The sequence below is a fragment of the Paenibacillus fonticola DSM 21315 genome, assembly GCF_000381905.1.
GTDB lineage: Bacteria > Bacillota > Bacilli > Paenibacillales > Paenibacillaceae > Fontibacillus > Fontibacillus fonticola.
In genome coordinates this window covers 51,878-70,456 of record NZ_KB907265.1, presented here as the reverse complement: position 1 = coordinate 70,456, position 18,579 = coordinate 51,878, and the positions used below count along the sequence as shown (strand labels likewise).

Sequence of the window (18,579 nt, the reverse complement as noted above, 5' to 3'; positions counted from 1 at the left end):
AACGTTAGCACCATGTCTACGTTCTCTCCAGGTCAGTCCTCTCAGGTCAGTTCACTCTAGGGCGATATGCGCCGTAAGTTATCACTGCCGTAGGCCAATCACTATTCTGAGTCGGCTGCTTCGTCCTTAACCTCTTCTCGGAAGCCCTTAATACTTTCAAGACGGCGCTTATTTTTCTCCTCAATGCTCGCCTTTTCTTCGCCGCTAATTTCATCGGCATGTTCACTTAAATAGTCCTGACCTTCGCGGAAGTTCTCAATAGTATCCTGGATTGCATCCTGTAATTTCTCCACATTATCGGAGCGATCGTCCGGCTTAGCCATAATATTACCTCCTTGTAAGCATGTGGTTGTAATTTTCCCCTCGACTCATGCTTTTATACAAGCACGGCAATTCGATTTATATTATCGTTGATTCCTTAATTGAGCCGTTTAGAAGAGCTGTTTAATTATTTTTTTCTTTGCCCTTCAGCATGGCAATTTTCTCTTTAATGAACTCTGGAAAGGGGAGTTCCAGTCTCCCGTAATTTTCGGCCAGAGAAATAATTTCATTGGCATACCAGAAATAAATACTTCCGATCATGACGGCATTCGTATTCATCACAAGATCAACATGGTGCGCGATCAATACGGCAAGGAGCATCAGCCCTTTTTTAATAAGGCCCCAAAAAGATGCAGCGCTTGCGATTCCGCGGCCTTCTTTCAGGCTGGCGAGAATGCCTGTAATGTAGTCAGAACCCATAAGTATAATAAGTAATGTCATTGCTGGACTCCAACCTCCATATGTTTGAGCAATCATGCTCCCGATAAGGCCAAAAATGCCGTAGAATCCAATTTCTTTTGTAGTAAGTGGTTTAAGATAGGTGAAGATCAAATGTTTGATCTCGAGTAATTTAATATATAGTGCCATAGTTCCCCTCCTTGTTAAAAAAATGAAAGGAATGCCCTGTGAAGGACATTCCTTTTGGATGATGTTACAGAATAAACACATAGTTTCTATTGCCTTTACCTCTTATGGTAATGATACTGTTAAGGTCACTAGCGTCTCTTTTCCTGATCAGGGCTAACACTGACAGATCTTCAATCCCCTCAACGCGAGGACTCAAGAAGCCAGCTAAGTCAGGTTGACTAACGATGATCTCGGATTCGGTGTCATCAAACTGATTTACAGTTATTATTGATACAAGTTCACTAATATTTTTTATGTCAATTACAGAATCAAGATATTCTCTTTCTTTTACCTCTATGAAGCCATCAATTTGACTTGCATGCTTAACAGAGATAGTTGAATTCAGGTCTGGATGTGACACTGTGATGGAACTACTTAGATTTTCATATTGTGGCACTTCCAGTATGCCATCCAGCGTATCGCAATCCTGAACTCTGACTAGAATATTGGCGCTTATATCAGGTTTTGATACTGTAATTACAGATTCTAGGAGCGATTCTTTTTCTGTGATGACAGTAATTTCAGCACCAAGCTCATTGAGGTTTCTTTTATAATCAGATACCTCTAAGACTGCTCCTAAATCCCTCTGATTTACAGTTATAACACTATCAAGAGTTGAAATTTCTTTTATTGAGACGGTCATCTCACTGGGTAAAGAGATGTTAGGATCGACAGCAATGATTCCAGCTAAATCAGGCTTACTTACAGCCATCATAGATATGAGCTCAGTTGTTGAATTATATCTAACCGTTATCAAAGAATCCACTTCATCATGATCTCTAATAACTACAGTTAGTGATGAATCGACTTCTCTTCTATTTACTGCAATATTTGCTTCTCGATACTCATACAATGGATCTTCTCTTCTGTGTACATAAAGCAAAGAATCGAACCATTCTATGCCCACATCGCTTTTGACGGTGATCATTCCCGTTATTTCTTTATGGCCCTTACCATAAATAAAAATTCCAGACTCTAACTCACTGCGTCCAATCGAATACACTTGAGAGGTAATATATTCAATAATTAACAAGGGAGGCTTATCGGACTCTCTCGTGGAAAAGCTTAGAGTTCTATCATCAGAAGTTTTAATGATAAATCCAAAATTGTCTAAGGATTTTTCTTGCCATTTTAACGCGACATCAAGAACGTCAAACTCAATATATCTTTCCTTCGTGTTGATCACATATTGATTTTTTAACAGCTCAACAGAGTATGGCTGGTTTGCATGAGTAATCCCCATTTCTCTCCATACTGTATCGGGCTGATGCAATTCCAAATTACTATTGATGGGGAAATTAATGTAATAGAGTCTTAATTTTGCTGACTCTAAATACTTCAAATCAGGAATAGATGCTTCAAAGTTTGCGAACTGTATAAAAGAGTTAAATAGCTCTTCGCTGCTTCTGCCAGTCAACATACTTTTTGCATCGCCATAGTTGATGGTTTGTAAATCAGAGCGGCTTCTTGTCGTTGCATCTGCAATTGGAGGCAGGTTAACTGTCACTCTAGGAGCTTCAAGCAGTTCAAACTTTCCATACATTTGATTATGTGGCCGTATTTCTATTACAGAGTCAAGAAACTCTGCTGCCATGGCTTCGATTTCTGATTCAATCTCATCATTGCCACGATATTTAATGTCCAGTGTTGCATTTAATTCAAGCTCTCGCAGTGTTCTCACTGACAATATTGAATTTAGATCGTTGCCCGTTGACTTTTTAATCAGAATTGTTGACTCTAGCTCTTCATCAACTGATCTATAAAGAATAAAGCTGCCTCCCATTCGGTTAGACAGCCTGCTCTTTACTGTGATTTCACTGCTTATGTCAAATACTTCATCCAAAGTTTCACATCCCATCTCATTGTATTGAGATTATTTACACGGTATCTGCTTTTGCTCTAATTTCAAACGTGCCATTTGGTGCTGGAGGGGCTAAAAGGTCTGTTGAAATTCGTACATAAAACTCAAGCTCCTCGTCCTCATTAAAAAACCTGTTAAACAGAAGAGGGTCTTCAGCAACAAACGGGAAATTAGAGCGTGATATTTCTATGGTTACTCCTTCAGGCAGCTTCTCTTTCGTCACCTCAAGCAATAAGTTCTGGACACGATAGCCAATTTGGTTTTTTACGATAATCTTTTGCTCTAAAGTTGTCTGTGCAGCAATGATAACTCCAAAATCAAGATGTTGTAAGATGTCACCGAAAGAATTGGAGTAATAATTTCTATTTTCATCCATGAACATGATGCCAGAGTATGTGCCGATAAAAGTGGTTTCCCAATAATCTTGCTCACCCCAGGCGTCCCGGAAATCTATTCTTAAGGTGTTATATACACCGAATAAAATATCTCGATCTGAAATATTAATATTTATTGCTTGCGGGGAGTTCATTAGTGGTGTGTATTTTCCATCTGAAGGGTAGTAAGGGTTTCCGTTCAAAGATACTTTGTACTGCACTTTACCTAAATCTTCATCAGAAATCTCACCACTCAACTTATTTCCAGCAAACTCGACTTGAATTGTGGCGGCTGTATTAAGTATGTAAAAGGCAACATCACTGAACTTAACTGTTCCAGTAGGGGAGGTAACACCTACTTTAGTATTTTGTAGAATAGTGTGTCCATCAGCAAGGTGAATATTATCAGCAATTAAGTACCCGATTCTGATCTTATCGCTTTTATTCTTGAACGATTCTTCTTTTAGCTTCGAAACGTCATATGGTGACATGCCATGCGAAATGATCACATTTTTGTTCGTATGGTCGATAGTTAGCCATTTTCCGTATTTATTGGATTCCCATGTTCGCCCACCGTCAAAGGATATGATGACTCTTAACTTGCCTACAGACTCATTTGAATTTTCCTTCAGGATAAGGGATTGCAGCTTGCCGAATATTTCTTGATCACTCGATTGTAGCACGATTTGCTCAAACGGAACCCCTTCGACTTGAAGCAGGGGAGGGGTGTCTGAATCACTCCAAGTTACCACCTCAAAATCTCCATCTAATTCATCGAGAGGGGAGTAATTGGCATTGATCTCCAGTTCAGCGGAAGTCTTGCTTGGGTCGTCAGTGTAATAGAGAACATCTACTTCATCACCTAATTCATCGTAGAGAGTGAATGGTTCTGTTTCTAAAGTGATGCTTGATTCTGTTTGGTTGGGATTATCAGTGTACTCGATGACCTTGATAGTTTGACCTGCAAATTCATCTTCAAGTGTAAACGGTTCGGTTTCAATGGTGAATTGGGCTTCGGTTTTGCTTGGGTCGTCTGTCCAGTGACACAGCTCAACATCGCCAGAGAGTTCTGCCCATGCAGATTCGGGGATGATGGAGATATTGTCCATGCCTTCCGTGAGAAACAATTGATCGGTTAGAGAATTAGAAAGAGATATCCAGCCGTTGTCATATTTCTTGTATTCACTGTTGTGGTAGATCAGTGTTTTATTGTCGTAGAATAGTTCCATCATTTCTAATTGATAAATTCGAGCGTCAGTATTACTTGATGTAGTTGTTACATTAAGCCTATAATTTAAGTAACTAGAGTTGTTGCTGAAACTATATTCTTTTTTTAAAATTCCAGTTTGTGTCCATCTTTGGTCACTTCTTGAATCCAATATTACCCAATCTATCCCATTAGCAGATCCTTCGAATGTCCAATCTTTAGGGCTTGGATTGCTCGCTTCTGCACTAATTACGTATTTGGCAATCACTTTAGCACCATCAAATTTATAACTAAGTTTAAAAACTCCTGTCCCACTTCTGTATGGATTAGCTCCAGCATTACCATCAAACGCAAGCCAAGCAGGAAAAGTATTTGAATACACAGCACTTGCACTAACAACACCACTCGGAGTTGTATTTGAGGTCATTTTTGGAATCGCTGTTGTATTGCTTGTATATGCCATACTCTATACTCTCACTCCTTTCATTTTCACTTAAAACAATCATTTTATTTAATCAATTGATGTACCTTTAATAGGTGTCTCGACAGGATTAATACGCTGTTTAAACACTTTCCCTGAACCTAATTCTTCTCCTGATTGAACAATGAACTTTTTTAATTTGTTTGTTGCATGCAAATTTAACTCAGAGCTTTTGCCAGCACCATGTTTCACAAAAGTTTCTTCTGTAATTGGGAGATTGACAAGTGTTAGTGATTGGATTTCTCCTTTTATTTGCTTGTCATTATGATACACTTCAAATTCAATGAAAGATGCGTAGTTATACGTAGCACTATACCTATTCAATACTTCTAGTTTTACAAAGGATGTTTTTACTTTATCGAATTCTATTACATTCCAGTCCGAATCAGAGATCAGTTGACCAGACGCCGCGCTTCTATCATCTAATGATACTTTAAGCGAAGTCTCATTAGAGAATGATATTCGACAATCTTTTATTCTTGAATAAGTTCTATTATTCCCAAATTGCAAGAGCCTTATCTTATTTATTGTAATACTATAAGGAAAATCAACTCTAAACCAAGGATTTTCATCAGAAAGAGAGCTGGCCCATCTTTCACCAGGGGAAATACCTATTTTCCCATTGACCGCACTCTCAGGTGGGAAATTAGCATTAACTGTCGAACTTGCGGATGCTGTAATCATACTATGCTGGTCTTGTTTAATAAGGGCGTTATTTTCAGTTAAAATCAAGAATTTATTTTGAACCTCATTGTTATAGGCATTGTATCCTTTTGGAACTGGGTGGACAAATGGCGTTGCTCCAAAATTAACAGTGACATCCCTACTATTTCCGGCAAAATGAATGTATGGATAAACCTCACCCAAATTCTTTAGATCGGTAAAGGCAATACCTTGGTGTGTGCCATTGATCCAAAATTCGAGACTTCCAACATCCATATTTAAAAGAACACTAATGGTCCCACCTACAGGAGTTGCTTGCCCATAGCTCAAATTTGAGGGTGTTTTGTTACCATTGCCTGAAACGTAGACTCTTGCCTCTGTAGCTGTAGAACTTAAACTTGTTAGTGGTTGGCTTCTGTTAGCTACCCCGACATAGGCATCAGCAGCATTAATGACCACTTCAAAATACCATTTCCCCGTTGATCTTCCATGTGTTGCCCTTACACCGCCGCTTCCAGTAGTATTCGAATATATTCGGAGATTCCCATCATAAAATTTAATTATAGGAGCGCTATCGCTTGGATTTAGGGTTACATTATGTATTGGCACTACTCTACCTCCTGTATGACTCAATTTAATATTATCTTATCTACCCTTCGCTTACTTAAATCAACAGTATGCTCAAATATTTTTCCTGTATCTAGAGATGCATTTTCTGAAACGATATTTATAGTACTGGAATAATTCTCAGAAAACAGTGAAGAATCTAAATCTACTCCATAATTAAAGAAATCAATTTCATTATGAGATGGAAGGTTAACTACAATATCAGTAGATTGCTCATACATCTTGAAAGCCGAAATGCCTGTAGTAATTCCACTTGATCTAATATTCAATCTGTACTTTTTGAATAATCCTGCTTTAACTAAATCAAATGTTGTTAATACTAAGGCAGTTAATGTGACTGTTCGTTCATCTAGGATGACCCAACTTACCCCATCATTGGAACCTTCAAATGTCCATTCTTTAGGGAGTACACTCGTCACACCTATTAGCCCGTATCTTCCGATCCTAATTGGGGTCGGGAATTCGTATTCCAAATAAACCGGGTAGACTGTGTTATTTGCAGACCTCCAATACGAAGTGCCTGTGTCATCTATGTCAAATGCTTTCCAAACATCATAAGTTGAACTATAGATTGAGCTTGCGCTTGCCACACCGCTCGGAGCGATATTAGAAGTCATCGGTGGAATGGCATTTGAATCATCTATAGCTCCTTTTTTGATTCCCTTAATCTTACTCTCATTTGATGAAAGTAAGATTTTATGCGAAGGATACATAGCATATGGCATAAAACCATGAGGAATATTATAGGTAAATGAAGTCGCACCAAAGTTTATATTCATCGTTTGACTAGTATTCGAATAGAAACGCAACGTTGGATAAACTTCACCTAATTCCTTCACATTGGCATGACTTATTCCCATACTAATTCCATTTTTATAAAACTCTAAAGTTCCATTATCTAGATCGAGAGCCACACCGATGGTATTGCCTACTGTAGAAGGCGTTCCGTATGTCGTATTTTCAGGAAACTTCCTACCACCTGCTACATTATATACTCTCCAATTATTGCTGGTATTAATTTCTGAAGAAATCATAGAAAATGATTTATTTGAAATTCCTATAGTAGAATCTACTCCATTACTTAGTTTAACTTCCCAATACCACTTACCAAGTATTTTGCCATGTGTAGCACGGATACTATTATTGTTTGATGCAGTAGTTACAGTTAAATTACCATTACTTAGCGTAATTCCTGATCCCATATCATTAGGATTCAATGTAACATTAATGCTCTCCATGTGTTACTATCTCCCCTTCCTATATAAAGTTCACCTTTCTACTCCCAAACAATCTTATCTGTCCTTAGCTTACTTTAATCAACTGTATGCTCAAATGTTTTTCCTGATCTCGGAGGAGAATCTGAATCTAATATTCTGTCCCATCTTTTAAAATTGGTATTTTAAACACAAAAAAGAAGTAGCTGAATTTGATCAACTACTTCACATTAATACTATTGATTTCCATGTATTTCTTAAGATTGATCTTTTCTTTAAATACTCTACCATTGCCTAAAGGCTGTCCTTGTGGAGTGTTGTCATCCATTGGAATTGTGATTGTAGTTTGTTTTCGATCTAGGGCTGATAAGCTATACATTCCCTCATCTTTGAAAATTGGTTCTGTTGGCAGTGTTGTCGAAATTGTTTGCCAATGATCATTATTCCATTTTTTGTAATTTCCTTTATTATAAAGGAATGATGTATTTATTGGTTCGAAGAATAGCTTAGGATATTGTCCCTCAATAAATTTCCACACATCTGTATCCCATGCACTAAAGGTGGAGGGAGTTTTCATTTCCAATGTTGTTTTGCCTTCAATCCCACCGGTGTAAGCAGTAGTACCTGAGATTGCATATAAACTACCACTTCCTGCTGTTGCCTCAATGTCACAATAGTTATTTGAAAAAGTTACGTATCTAAAATCTACGTTGGAAGCAAAAGCAGCCTTCTGATTGGTAGTGGTTGTGACAATCACAGATACAGTGGAGTACGAGTTTTTTATGGTTGAGGGTAAACTGCTATTGCCTACTGTATACCCTGACAAGCCTCCAATTCTAAGGTTCCCTATAATACTACCATGTCCATAGCAGTTATTTATTATATTTCCACCATAGACTGATCCGAACACACCGCCACTGTTGAAAGTATTGGGTGCTTCAATTTTTACATTAGAGTAGCAAGAGCTAGCATTTGTATTTGTCAGATACCCAATCAAGCCTCCATACATTTGACCAGTGGATGTAGGGGCGGAGATAACTCCAATAGCTGATGATTCTGATATGTCTACATTATCAGAATACCCAATTAACCCACCATAACTACTGCCCGATCCTGAATTGATTATGGTAAATTGCGAATGACAATTTTCAATGATTATTCTCTGAGTTAAACCCCTTATTCTCCCAACTAGTCCTCCGCAATTAGAGCAGTTTGAGGTGGATATAGTGAGGTTTGTTTTGCATTTTTTAATAGTCACGTTTCCAAATAAATCTCCAATAAGACCACCTACATAACCACTATCACTAGTACCAGAGTTTCTTACAATCTCCCCCTGAAATGAACAGTCTAATAATTTTACCGCTCCCCCTGCCTGCCCACAAAAACCTGCAATGCCGTTCGATGTAGACTCTATCCTAGAATTAATAATATGAACATTTTGTATTGTGTTGTTTTCTCCGACAGCTGCACCAGCTAGTACAGCAGATGAGGCTGCACTAGCGATACGGGCATTTTCAATGTTCATATTTTTTATTGTTGCTCCATTAATACCGCGAAACAATCCGGCATTACCTGTAACTCCCAAAGTTCCAAAAGAGTAATTTGAAATTGTGTGCCCATCCCCATCAAGCGAACCAGTAAAAACCCCAGCATCAGGGCGATTAAAACCCACAATCGAAAAGTCAATATCATATACCAATTTATAATGACTGCTCAATCCAGAATAAATTCTATTAAAATCATGAGCATCCTCAATCAGATAGGGATCATCAATTGTTCCAGTACCGCCCGCAAAGTTACCATTTGCCAAATAATTCGCCTCCTTTACTGATCAGAATTTATATGAATACTATTAATTTTATTAAATTTATTTCTTTCAATTAATTTTCTATGAATATTTTCTTGTCCGAGTTCATTGTTCATCTCATATTCATAAACCCTCTTTAACTCCAAGACACCCTTATCACTATTCACGAACTCATTGCTATACTTTCCTACAACCGTGAAGTCATCAACCGTTACAATCTCATCTGACATTGTGGATTTAATTTCTATTCTGACTTTGGCATAGCTATTTTTAGGACTCTTGATTGTGCCATCGGCATAGTCTATTTCTTCCCAAGCGCTCCACACAGCTCTGTCCTCAGAGGAAGAGGTGAAGATCTTATAAGTTGCACCATTTACTAATTGAGATGTCTTACTAATTCTTTTGAATGCTGTAATCTTGTCTTTTATATCAATAATCTCAGACTCCCAGTAGCCAGATTCTGCATAGATGGCATTACCTATATCCGAAACTTTCATAACTTTTAATTGTAGAAAACCATCTGTATATTCCGTATCAGCAAAAGTACCCTTACTTAAATCAAGAGGTAGTCCAACTTCATGTGTCACAGCCATATTTACACCTGCTTTTAAATGGAATCAAAAAACGCTTCAAAAAACGTGCCGTTAATATCTTGAATCTCGGAACCATCTGACAAACGAAAAACGATGGAATTATACTTAACATCTTTATGATTACCGCCAAGATACACTTCAACAGGAAGCTGGTTATGCTCAAACTCTTCAGCAATCGCTTCAACAAGCTCAGATTTGTTCAGCGTATACTCGGTATGATAAGTACCTGGTGGAATGGTCACTGTATAAATGTTGCTGCTGGATTCGATATTCAGAGTGTTGTTTGAGGAGGTGACCGTCATATCTCCACCAATATCTTTGTTGCCCCAAACTCTGTTGTATGGATCAACGTAAAAATAATCTTGCATTTATGCACGTTCCTTTCTAATTTTTTTAAGGAGTCCAGTTTATAATGCCAGCCATATTAGCTTTAAGCGGCGCTTCAATTTCACTCGCAACTAGTCCATTCATACGAACTATTAATTTCCCATTCAAATCTTGACTAGAAGAAATTTTAATTTGTACATATGCAGGTTGATCGAGCGGAAGATGCAGTATCGTTTGAAAGTGGATATTCACACCTGCCAAATCCATTGCTTTCTTATAGCCAATAGCGTGCGTTACTATGCTGCTATGCATTCTTCCCTCGGATTTTCCCTTAGTTAGCAGGTTTGCCTCTGCGGTAGCCTCTTTAAATTGGATAATATCATTGTAAAGAAGCGTCCTACCCGTCAAGGGATACTCTGTGTCTTTGGTGACATATGAGATCATAATTCGGTCATGGTTGATATTAAAAATACCATTAGCTACATCAAAATATATTTGGTTGCCGCAACCGATTAACCCAAACCTAATGAGTTTATTTTTGTCTATATCATAAAAACTATTTGTTTTTCGATTTTCAAGATCATATTCTGTTAAAAAAGTACCGTCATAATATTCTGCCAGCCAGATATACTTTTGAGACTGGACTGGAGATTTTGCAAAATGGCCATTGCCAAAAATCATTAGAGCGTACCTCCCATTGTATTGTGAGTTGTGTTGTAAAATAAAAAAGAGACAGAAATAATTTCTGCCTCTTCAAATAACATGAACCTAATTAAACGTAACGATATGAAATTCTTTTTTTAAATTGTTGCTGCCCACTTTTTGCATCGAGCGGGACTTCAGCCCGAAAACTAATTGTTACATAGTTTCCTGCGGCATCTGTAGGGTTTCCATTGTTTCTGACGCCCAGTATCTCTTTGGCTCCTGGAACAAGGGGAGTAGGATAGCTTGCACCTGTATTATCTTTTGTAGTAGAACCTTTAGTGCCAATCGGCTTTGAATAATCTTTGCCAATGCGGCTAGACTCTTCATTGATATCTGCTTCATCTAAAGAATCAACTTGGGCATGAAACCAATTGTTTTTTACTACTTCAATCTCATTTCCTACTGTGTTGCCAAGCCCACCTGACATATCCCTAGTTGTAATGGTGCAGTCTTCCATTTTGGACACATCAGTCGTTCCACCTCTGTTATTCCAGATGTTGAATGTATGGACAGGAGACCAGTCCCCTGCATCAATTACTCCATAGTTATGAGGAGCTGTTATTTGTTGAGTGTGAGTTGCGTTCATCCATGTAATGACAGGTTGAGACATTTTACATTTCTCCTTATATTTAAATTTTAATGCGCACGGTAACCGTAGCGTTGCTGATGCCAAGTCCAAGATGGGTTACGTTTATTCGAAAAAAGTCCCCAGGTTCAACTGTATTGCTGGTTAGCACTATTCCTTTATCATCCATATGGGAATTCGGCTCGAATCGCATTCGCCTGGAGGTGATTTCTGTCCAATTCGCCAAGTCTCGCGACTTTTCAATTGATAGTTCGCTCCTCGTTTCTCCAGCAGTAATACAAAAACCATCCACCGCTACAATTTCTCCTTTGAAGGGGAAGGGGGTGAATGGCAGATCTTGAATTCCTTGAGCCATATCCGCTAAACAGAAGATAAGGACTCGATCCTTGAGTTCAACTGGAAATGACTTTAACTTCAAATGTTCCCCAACAGACATTAGGCCATCTCTGTGCTCATTCACAACCTGAAGATTTGATCCAAAGATATCTATCAATATCCAGTGGTTTCCGTCAAACCTATACCGCTTGCCGTCTCTTGTGGTCTGAACGACCCAGCCAACGGAAGGGTGGGGGTAGGTGGTGTAAATATCCTGCTCTCTGTCAACAGGCTCTTTCCAGACAAGTCTTGTTGTCTCATAGGCATCTAAAGCCAAGTCTCTTGCAGCATCAGCTTCTTGGGCTGCTCGATTGGCATTATCTGTAGCCTTCTCGGACTCCTCGATGATAACCCTTGTTTCGGAAATTAAGTCCTCAACACGTTTAATTAGCGAGGTGTTTTCTTTGATTTTTATTTCTATCTCTTCTATGTAGTTTTGGAGTGTAATAACCACATCTGGATTTCTTCTGACCATGGCATAAATGCGCGAGGCCGGGTACATGATTAATCCACGACCCTTGTATCTGCATAGAAGAGTTGTTCCCTCATGCTTAGGGTGAAATTGTACGATCCCGATCGAATAATGGACAAGAAATTCATTTTCCTTTAGTTCTTTTCTACGCTCATAAATTTCTTGATCAATTTCAACCATTCCTGAAATCTGTACGCGATCACGAAGTGATGGAATTTCAAAAAGCGTGATAATGCCGTTCACAACAGGTAGCGTATCTGCCCGATCTTTAAGGGGATCATCGTCCGTTCCTTTTCTAAAAATGATTGTTAATGGGTCATTGTATTGCAGTTGAGTTATTAAATCTGGCAATATTCCACCTCCTCTCTTATCATAGCAATGTAAATTGGTATCTGAACTTGATGTCAGCATTACCGCTTACTCGAAGTACATTTTTCCCAGGAGGAAAGTTTAAGTAGTTATCGTTGAAATCTTTGTATCTATAAGTAACTGCCAGCGTGGTTTCAATGTCTTGGTTTTCATTGTCTATATAGACCGTTTCCCCATCAAGCAGATTAGTGAACGCAAATTCTTCATTGTTGTGAGTAATATTTTGAATGCTAAAATCACCATTTCCTGATTTCGTAATCCAGATTTCTGGCTTACAGTTTAAATCGCCTTTATTGTCAAAAACAAGCACAGGCTCGAAGAAAAAAGTGATCTTTTTAAAATTAGGTTTAACACTATAAGAGTTAGATTTCATGATGACTCGATACATAAGGTATGTTTCATATAAGGGTGTGTCTTCGTCAATTTCAGGGATTTGTCCACCGTTCGTGCAAGCTCGCCACTCTGTCCAATTGTATCCGTCAAAACTTAGCCGGGTCTGTACTACGATTTGGCTGCCCTCAGGAGTACTGCTTTCCCAAGAAACCTTGCTAAGCGCTCCATCTGCTTGCAGCGGAATTAATATGGAAGGGGAGGTGTATATGCCTTGTAGATTTAAAAGAGATATCCATCTAGCCATTTTTCATCACCTACTCAATTTTTCCGAAGGGTCTATATAGTGCCGCTACGCCAGATTCCTGCCATTTAGCTATTTTATATCCATGCCAGACCGCATTTTTATCATAGGTTGTTGCCCCATCGATAAGACTCCATGTAGGCTCAACATCTCCAGATTCACCAGCTTGAATACAAATGTAGAACCGTCCGTTATCAATTGTCGGCAGAGCAATATCATTCACTTGGTAAAGGTGGTTTGCATTCCAGGTATTGGCCCCTCTAGTATCCTGAACTTGCCCCTGGTCAGAAACAGGGAAGATCGGTTCGATTAAACCAGAATATCCACTTTGAGTGCATGTGTAGTAATGGCCGTTATCATTTTTAGGTACGATATGTGAGCCATTAGCATAGTATTTCAACTTTTCCCAAATTGGCGCTGCTTTTCCTGTTCGAATGTTTACCCAGCCAATATGCCCACCAATCGACAATTGATTGGCATACAATATGTGCTTTGCTGGCCAATCACCAGATATAGGAGGTGCATCGGCATAATCGGCAGAAATATCATCTAGGGTTTGAAAATTTTGAGCTATTGCATCTATAGTTGAGCCGATCTCATCATTTGCCCAGTCAGGTTTGACTAAGCCCAATTTAGCAGTAGTAGTTGCCATTGTAACTCCTTTCTCATGTCAGCAGCTGATCCAACTCAGTCCACTTCATGTCGTATGAAAAATCGCTCCATTTTGTTCTGTGAGGATTAAGAATCAACCCTCCGTCTGTACCGGTAATCATTGATTTCTTATCGCCTTGAGAGAAATTAGAGATTGTATTTGTATGACTATTCTTTTCCCATTTGTACAATTGCGATGTTCGCGTTGGGGAGTATGCATACGGACTATCGCAGCGAAAAGTAAGATTAATGTAGCCCTGTGACAAACTATTGTGTACTAGGGTTGGGTCATCAACGACAAGAGCATAGTAGATGCGCTCAGGATCTCTTCCGATATCGTTAGTAAAAAAAAGCTCTTGGTAGTAATCATGTTCAGTGAGCCATCGGGTAACTTCTCTTAATTTTTGAGAATCCCAGTTATTTTTAAAGGCAAAAGAAACGTTAAAGCGCAGTGGATCTTTCTCCATGCCTTGAAAATAGGGCTGATCTCTTCCTTTGACGGAAACCTCATAGATCTCACGGCTTGACGCCAAGGGTTCTTCTGCCATTCCGCCGCTTAGGCTGACATTTAAAATGCCAAACTCAGCGGACACTCTGCCAGCGTATGAAAAATATAACGAATTCCGAATTGTGATTTTGAACACCTCCTTTCCTGGCTGGAAAGATTAGTAATTGAATTTTTTATTTTTAGCTGCTGAATTTCAATTTATCGCTGCCTGTTTTGATAGTAGTTGTAGTCCCTAAACAGGTTCTTACGGTTGAACCGATTAAGGCGATGGGCTTACCGTCTAGTTTAGCCTTGGTACTGCCAGAGATGATTTCACCTTCGCCACTCCCCTGTCCTCCAGGTGGTTGTATGTTTCTAATTTGAGTACTGCTGTCACTGGATGGCACAGGAGGATCAGCCACCCAAGTCTCAATTGTCTTATCTCCTACCACAGCGACATTAGCTCCGCCGACTTTCATCTTGGAAGATGCAACTATATAGCCGGTTATCTTAGCATTTCTACTTCCAGATCCTGTCGGCGTCCATCTATAAATAGGGTTACCATATTCATCAGAATCTACAGGTATCTCAGTCCAAATCTCATAGGTTACATAACCAGGTTTTCTAACTTCATATATTTCTGATCCATGTACAGCCACTCCAGGCATATTAATTCACCTCCCATAACATAATAAAGTAAGAAAAAAGCCATCAATAAGATGACTATTTGAAGATGAAATCTACCGTTCTGTGAATACAAACTCCGTTCCAGAAAAATTGATAGTGCCAGTTGCTTCTAATTTAATACTATGAGCCTTGATCGTAATATGTCCTTGGCCATCCGACTGAATCGTAATGCCGTTGTCACCCAGATCGATGCTTCTTTCGATCACCGAACCGCTGGAATGATAGGAAGTTTTTAATCCGCCGTCGTATTTACCGATTCGTGATTTGCCACCGAGGCTTCCATCATTCCCGTCCCCGATCCCCATTTGAATAAATGGAGTAGCGCGATCTCCATCCCCATTAAGTCCAATGATCATCTTGTCGTTTTCATCCATGTCATAAGTCATGACAGGCCAATTCGTTACCTCTGTTGTCATTTGTCCGCTTTGGGAAGCGTTGATCCAATAGAGCAGTCTGCCGTCAGGGAGAGATTTATGCACAGCAGAACCAGGTTTAATGTTTCCTCTAATGAACTTTTGCGTATGGCCGTCAATTCGAATGTAATCCATTGCTCTTTCTCGGATCTGACCGGTCAAGGTAGTCATTCGGGATGCCGTCAGATCGGTGACAAATCCGTCCATCGCAGTTACGATGTTGGCGGAGAGCAGATCCGTGTCAATGGCGCCGGCACCTACGATATCCCAGTTGTTCATGAAAATCTTCTTTTGTTCACTGTCGATCAAAAGTTTGTTCTGCCCATCGGTGACGATCAATTTCTTGAATTTTGCCGTGCCGTCCATGGCTATGCTTGCGATAGCATCGTTAAACTGTTCCGCTCCAAACCAAAGTCCATGTTCTGGATACATCTTGATAACCCCGCCAAGGGCGTCACGCAACACGAGGGAGGAGCCTTCAATGTGACCATCTTTGAATAGCGAATTTTTTATTTCAGCGTTATTAGCGAACAAGGAATCCAGCCAGCAATTGCCGTGCATGTCTACACGAAAAGGGGCGTCATTCCAAATGCTTGCGCCCACGCTTATCCCGTTGCGGTCGGCTATGAACACCCGCTCATCTTCACCAACCCGCAGATTGCCGATCATATATAAATCCCCGTCCGTGGAGGTGTAGAGCGTTTTTTGGAAAGACCCATTGCGATTTCGCTCCAGTACAAGCCCTTCATCGGCGGTAATATTCACCCGGTTCAGAATAGTTGTGTTGTTGCAGTCCGCTGGAGAAGCATAACGATTTACGAAAATGCCGAACTTATCCGGGGATTCGGACAGTAAGCCAAGTTTGAGAACTTCCCTGCCGCAGCGGTCATCGATCATCAGCCGAGAGCCTTCGATCGTAAAAACTCCTGTTGTATCGCCAATGACGACCCTTTGGCCGAGGATGATTTTACCAAGCACCATTTCCGCAATCACACCGTCGGGGGAGATGGCTGTTTCATACTTCAATCCGCCAGAGCGCGTCAAGCCCAATACGCCATGGGTTGCACGCAGAAATCTCAAAGGATCATTAGGGTCGATGATCGTAATGCCTTTGCGGTCAATCACAACGTGTTCATTGGAGGCCATATTAATATCATTGGTGACCTTGTTCCAAAAATTCTCGAACAACTGCGACATTTCGGACACATCGACGATGGCTTTGCCCCATTTATGCTTGCTGGCGTCAACGATGATATTCGTATTGGTCGAGTTCTGGATAAATTTCTCCATATCCTTGCTGTCGTCACTGACGTCTTTAATGTTGGACAGGGTAAGGCTGATTTCTTGGCCTTCATAGTCGTAGCTGATACTTACAATCCGGGCCGTGACATATGTATCCGTAGGTTCGTACCTGATATTAACAAAATCGCCGAGTACAAGCTTATGCCAATTTCGCTGTTCGCCGACGATTTCCAGAAAGTTTACGATATCGATATCGATCGAAAGCTGAGGCTGCTGCAGCTCTCGCAGCTTTTCCTGAGCTGCATCATAAAGATCATGCTCGTCGACGTACACATCGTCACTGAACTCCCGCTCTATGACAAACTCGTTTAGCTCCTGAAGCTGAGCAGGGGAGAAGTTGTTGTCGGCTGCTAAAACAACCTGAACGGCATCGATCTGATTTTGAATATCGGCAATTTGAGCCTTTTTGTTGTTGATTTCAATTTCCTTCAGCCGCAGTTGATTCTCCTTGTGATCCAGGCTGTATCTCTCCACGATGGCCTGCTCATTTCCTGAACCGGTCCATTCATCGAGGCTTATGTTGGCTACCTGGATGAAAACTCCTGTATTACCCCCTTGGAGCGCAACCTGAATGGAGGCGACATCCTTCACTTTGCCAAGCATAGCCCATTGTCCGGAGGGCAGGCTTCGGAGCTGCCCATTAAAGTAGACAGATAGAGCAGCTGTATTGTCGGCTTTGATCAATACGGCATAGGCATAAGTACTGTTTACTTCAAAAGTGTGCGAGGAGCTTCCGTTATGCACATATTTTTCGAAAAACATTTTGCCATCAAATTGCTGGCTCAGCATCGTGTCTGTTATGACTTTTTCGTTGTTTTTGAGCCTGTTATGGTCAATGTCTAGTTGATTCAGCTCATCCTCATAGACCTGTCGCTGCTTAATGTAGCTTTCAATCAGTCCTGTCTTCGATTGCACAAGCTCTTCGTAGTCGAGCAGGGCGTGGCAGAGGGAGTCGCTCATATGAAAAGAAGAAGAGAGGACCGTTCGTTGGTCATCTCTGCGAAAAGGGTATACAAAGTAGCTAAAGCTCTCAACGTACCCTTGGCCTGTAGGATTGACGTGATGGATCGTCTGATCGTCTTTGCCTTTAGCTGTAAGCCTAGTCACCATTTGGTCGGCCGAGGTTTGTTTATTCATGCTTTTGAGATATTTGCCGAAGCTGAACGCAAGGCCTCGATTGAGGCCGAACAATTCCGGCTTTTTGAAGCTTAACGTTCTTGCATCCGTATTAAACTCAACGATAGCATTATATTTGTCAGCAATCGAATAAATAGCGTCCAGAACTGTACTCGATTGGAACTCAAAAGCACGATAGGAAAGGTCGAAATCGGCATCGATATAATCGATGTCCCATACGGTATTAGCGAGCATATCCGTCAGCACCTGCCGGCAATAGTAGGCTTCGACGTTATAGCTCTTGATCATTTTGTCAGTCAGCATGTGATAGGCGGAATAGCATTTTACCGTCATGCTTTCCTGGTCATTCTCGGAAGCTTGGGACAGGCTGACCACGATAAACCAGTCGATTTTCTGGCCGCGCACGACTTTGATCAAATATCTCTCGCGGATGAGCTCGGCATATTTGTTTTGGATGAGTTTATGGTGCCAATCGATTTGCAAAGGGATGGTGAATTCTAGTTCGCCAACCTGGTTAAGCGGCTCCTGGATGGAATCATTATAAATATGTTTCAGTTTGCCAATGATTTCACGGTTTGGTTTACAAAGAAAATACTGCGGTTGTATCGGCTTTAAGTTGTAATCGATCTCTCCGAGCACGTGGATAATACCTCCTAAAT

Annotated in this window: 17 protein-coding genes; all 17 read right to left on the bottom strand. The window is 40.3% G+C overall.

What is annotated here, in order from left to right:
• Positions 1 to 101: 101 nt before the first annotated feature.
• The 17 genes from tlp to G358_RS0119825 all read right to left on the bottom strand — a co-directional run bounded on the left by tlp (position 102) and on the right by G358_RS0119825 (position 18,559).
• Complete coding sequence (gene tlp, locus G358_RS0119905; protein ID WP_019639013.1) at positions 102 to 323, bottom strand: small acid-soluble spore protein Tlp; 222 nt, start codon at positions 321 to 323, stop codon at positions 102 to 104.
• A gap of 121 nt (positions 324 to 444) precedes the next feature.
• Complete coding sequence (locus G358_RS0119900) at positions 445 to 909, bottom strand: phage holin family protein (RefSeq protein ID WP_019639012.1); 465 nt, start codon at positions 907 to 909, stop codon at positions 445 to 447.
• Between the two features lie 64 nt (positions 910 to 973).
• Positions 974 to 2,791 carry a DNRLRE domain-containing protein gene (locus G358_RS0119895; RefSeq protein WP_019639011.1) on the bottom strand — a complete coding sequence of 606 codons (1,818 nt, stop codon included), beginning with the start codon at positions 2,789 to 2,791 and terminating at the stop codon, positions 974 to 976.
• Positions 2,792 to 2,825: 34 nt separating this feature from the next.
• A complete protein-coding gene (locus G358_RS0119890; protein ID WP_019639010.1) occupies positions 2,826 to 4,853 on the bottom strand; it encodes a hypothetical protein in 2,028 nt (675 codons plus the stop codon).
• Positions 4,854 to 4,901: 48 nt separating this feature from the next.
• On the bottom strand, positions 4,902 to 6,143 hold the full coding sequence (locus tag G358_RS0119885; protein WP_019639009.1) for an SPRY domain-containing protein: 1,242 nt from the start codon (positions 6,141 to 6,143) through the stop codon (positions 4,902 to 4,904).
• Positions 6,144 to 6,163: 20 nt separating this feature from the next.
• Positions 6,164 to 7,399, bottom strand: coding sequence for an SPRY domain-containing protein (locus G358_RS0119880; protein ID WP_019639008.1), 1,236 nt, complete (start codon positions 7,397 to 7,399; stop codon positions 6,164 to 6,166).
• A 196-nt stretch (positions 7,400 to 7,595) separates the two neighbouring features.
• Entirely contained in the window at positions 7,596 to 9,185 is a 1,590-nt protein-coding gene (locus G358_RS0119875) for a hypothetical protein (RefSeq protein ID WP_019639007.1), read from the bottom strand.
• Positions 9,186 to 9,199: 14 nt separating this feature from the next.
• Entirely contained in the window at positions 9,200 to 9,775 is a 576-nt protein-coding gene (locus G358_RS0119870) for a hypothetical protein (RefSeq protein WP_019639006.1), read from the bottom strand.
• 14 nt (positions 9,776 to 9,789) lie between these two features.
• Positions 9,790 to 10,143, bottom strand: a complete 354-nt coding sequence (locus tag G358_RS0119865; RefSeq protein WP_019639005.1) for a hypothetical protein — start codon at positions 10,141 to 10,143, stop codon at positions 9,790 to 9,792.
• A gap of 25 nt (positions 10,144 to 10,168) precedes the next feature.
• On the bottom strand, positions 10,169 to 10,783 hold the full coding sequence (locus G358_RS0119860; RefSeq protein WP_019639004.1) for a hypothetical protein: 615 nt from the start codon (positions 10,781 to 10,783) through the stop codon (positions 10,169 to 10,171).
• A 91-nt stretch (positions 10,784 to 10,874) separates the two neighbouring features.
• A complete protein-coding gene (locus tag G358_RS0119855) occupies positions 10,875 to 11,417 on the bottom strand; it encodes a hypothetical protein (RefSeq protein WP_019639003.1) in 543 nt (180 codons plus the stop codon).
• Positions 11,418 to 11,436: 19 nt separating this feature from the next.
• Positions 11,437 to 12,591 (bottom strand): hypothetical protein, encoded by a 1,155-nt coding sequence (locus G358_RS0119850; protein ID WP_019639002.1) that lies wholly within the window; start codon positions 12,589 to 12,591, stop codon positions 11,437 to 11,439.
• A gap of 19 nt (positions 12,592 to 12,610) precedes the next feature.
• Positions 12,611 to 13,246: a phage distal tail protein gene (locus G358_RS0119845; RefSeq protein WP_019639001.1), complete on the bottom strand. Its 636-nt coding sequence runs from the start codon at positions 13,244 to 13,246 to the stop codon at positions 12,611 to 12,613.
• 10 nt (positions 13,247 to 13,256) lie between these two features.
• Positions 13,257 to 13,895 (bottom strand): hypothetical protein, encoded by a 639-nt coding sequence (locus G358_RS0119840; protein ID WP_019639000.1) that lies wholly within the window; start codon positions 13,893 to 13,895, stop codon positions 13,257 to 13,259.
• A 13-nt stretch (positions 13,896 to 13,908) separates the two neighbouring features.
• Positions 13,909 to 14,538, bottom strand: a complete 630-nt coding sequence (locus G358_RS0119835) for a phage tail domain-containing protein (protein ID WP_019638999.1) — start codon at positions 14,536 to 14,538, stop codon at positions 13,909 to 13,911.
• A 43-nt stretch (positions 14,539 to 14,581) separates the two neighbouring features.
• Positions 14,582 to 15,049: a hypothetical protein gene (locus G358_RS0119830; protein WP_019638998.1), complete on the bottom strand. Its 468-nt coding sequence runs from the start codon at positions 15,047 to 15,049 to the stop codon at positions 14,582 to 14,584.
• 72 nt (positions 15,050 to 15,121) lie between these two features.
• Complete coding sequence (locus G358_RS0119825; RefSeq protein WP_019638997.1) at positions 15,122 to 18,559, bottom strand: phage tail spike protein; 3,438 nt, start codon at positions 18,557 to 18,559, stop codon at positions 15,122 to 15,124.
• Positions 18,560 to 18,579: the final 20 nt, after the last annotated feature.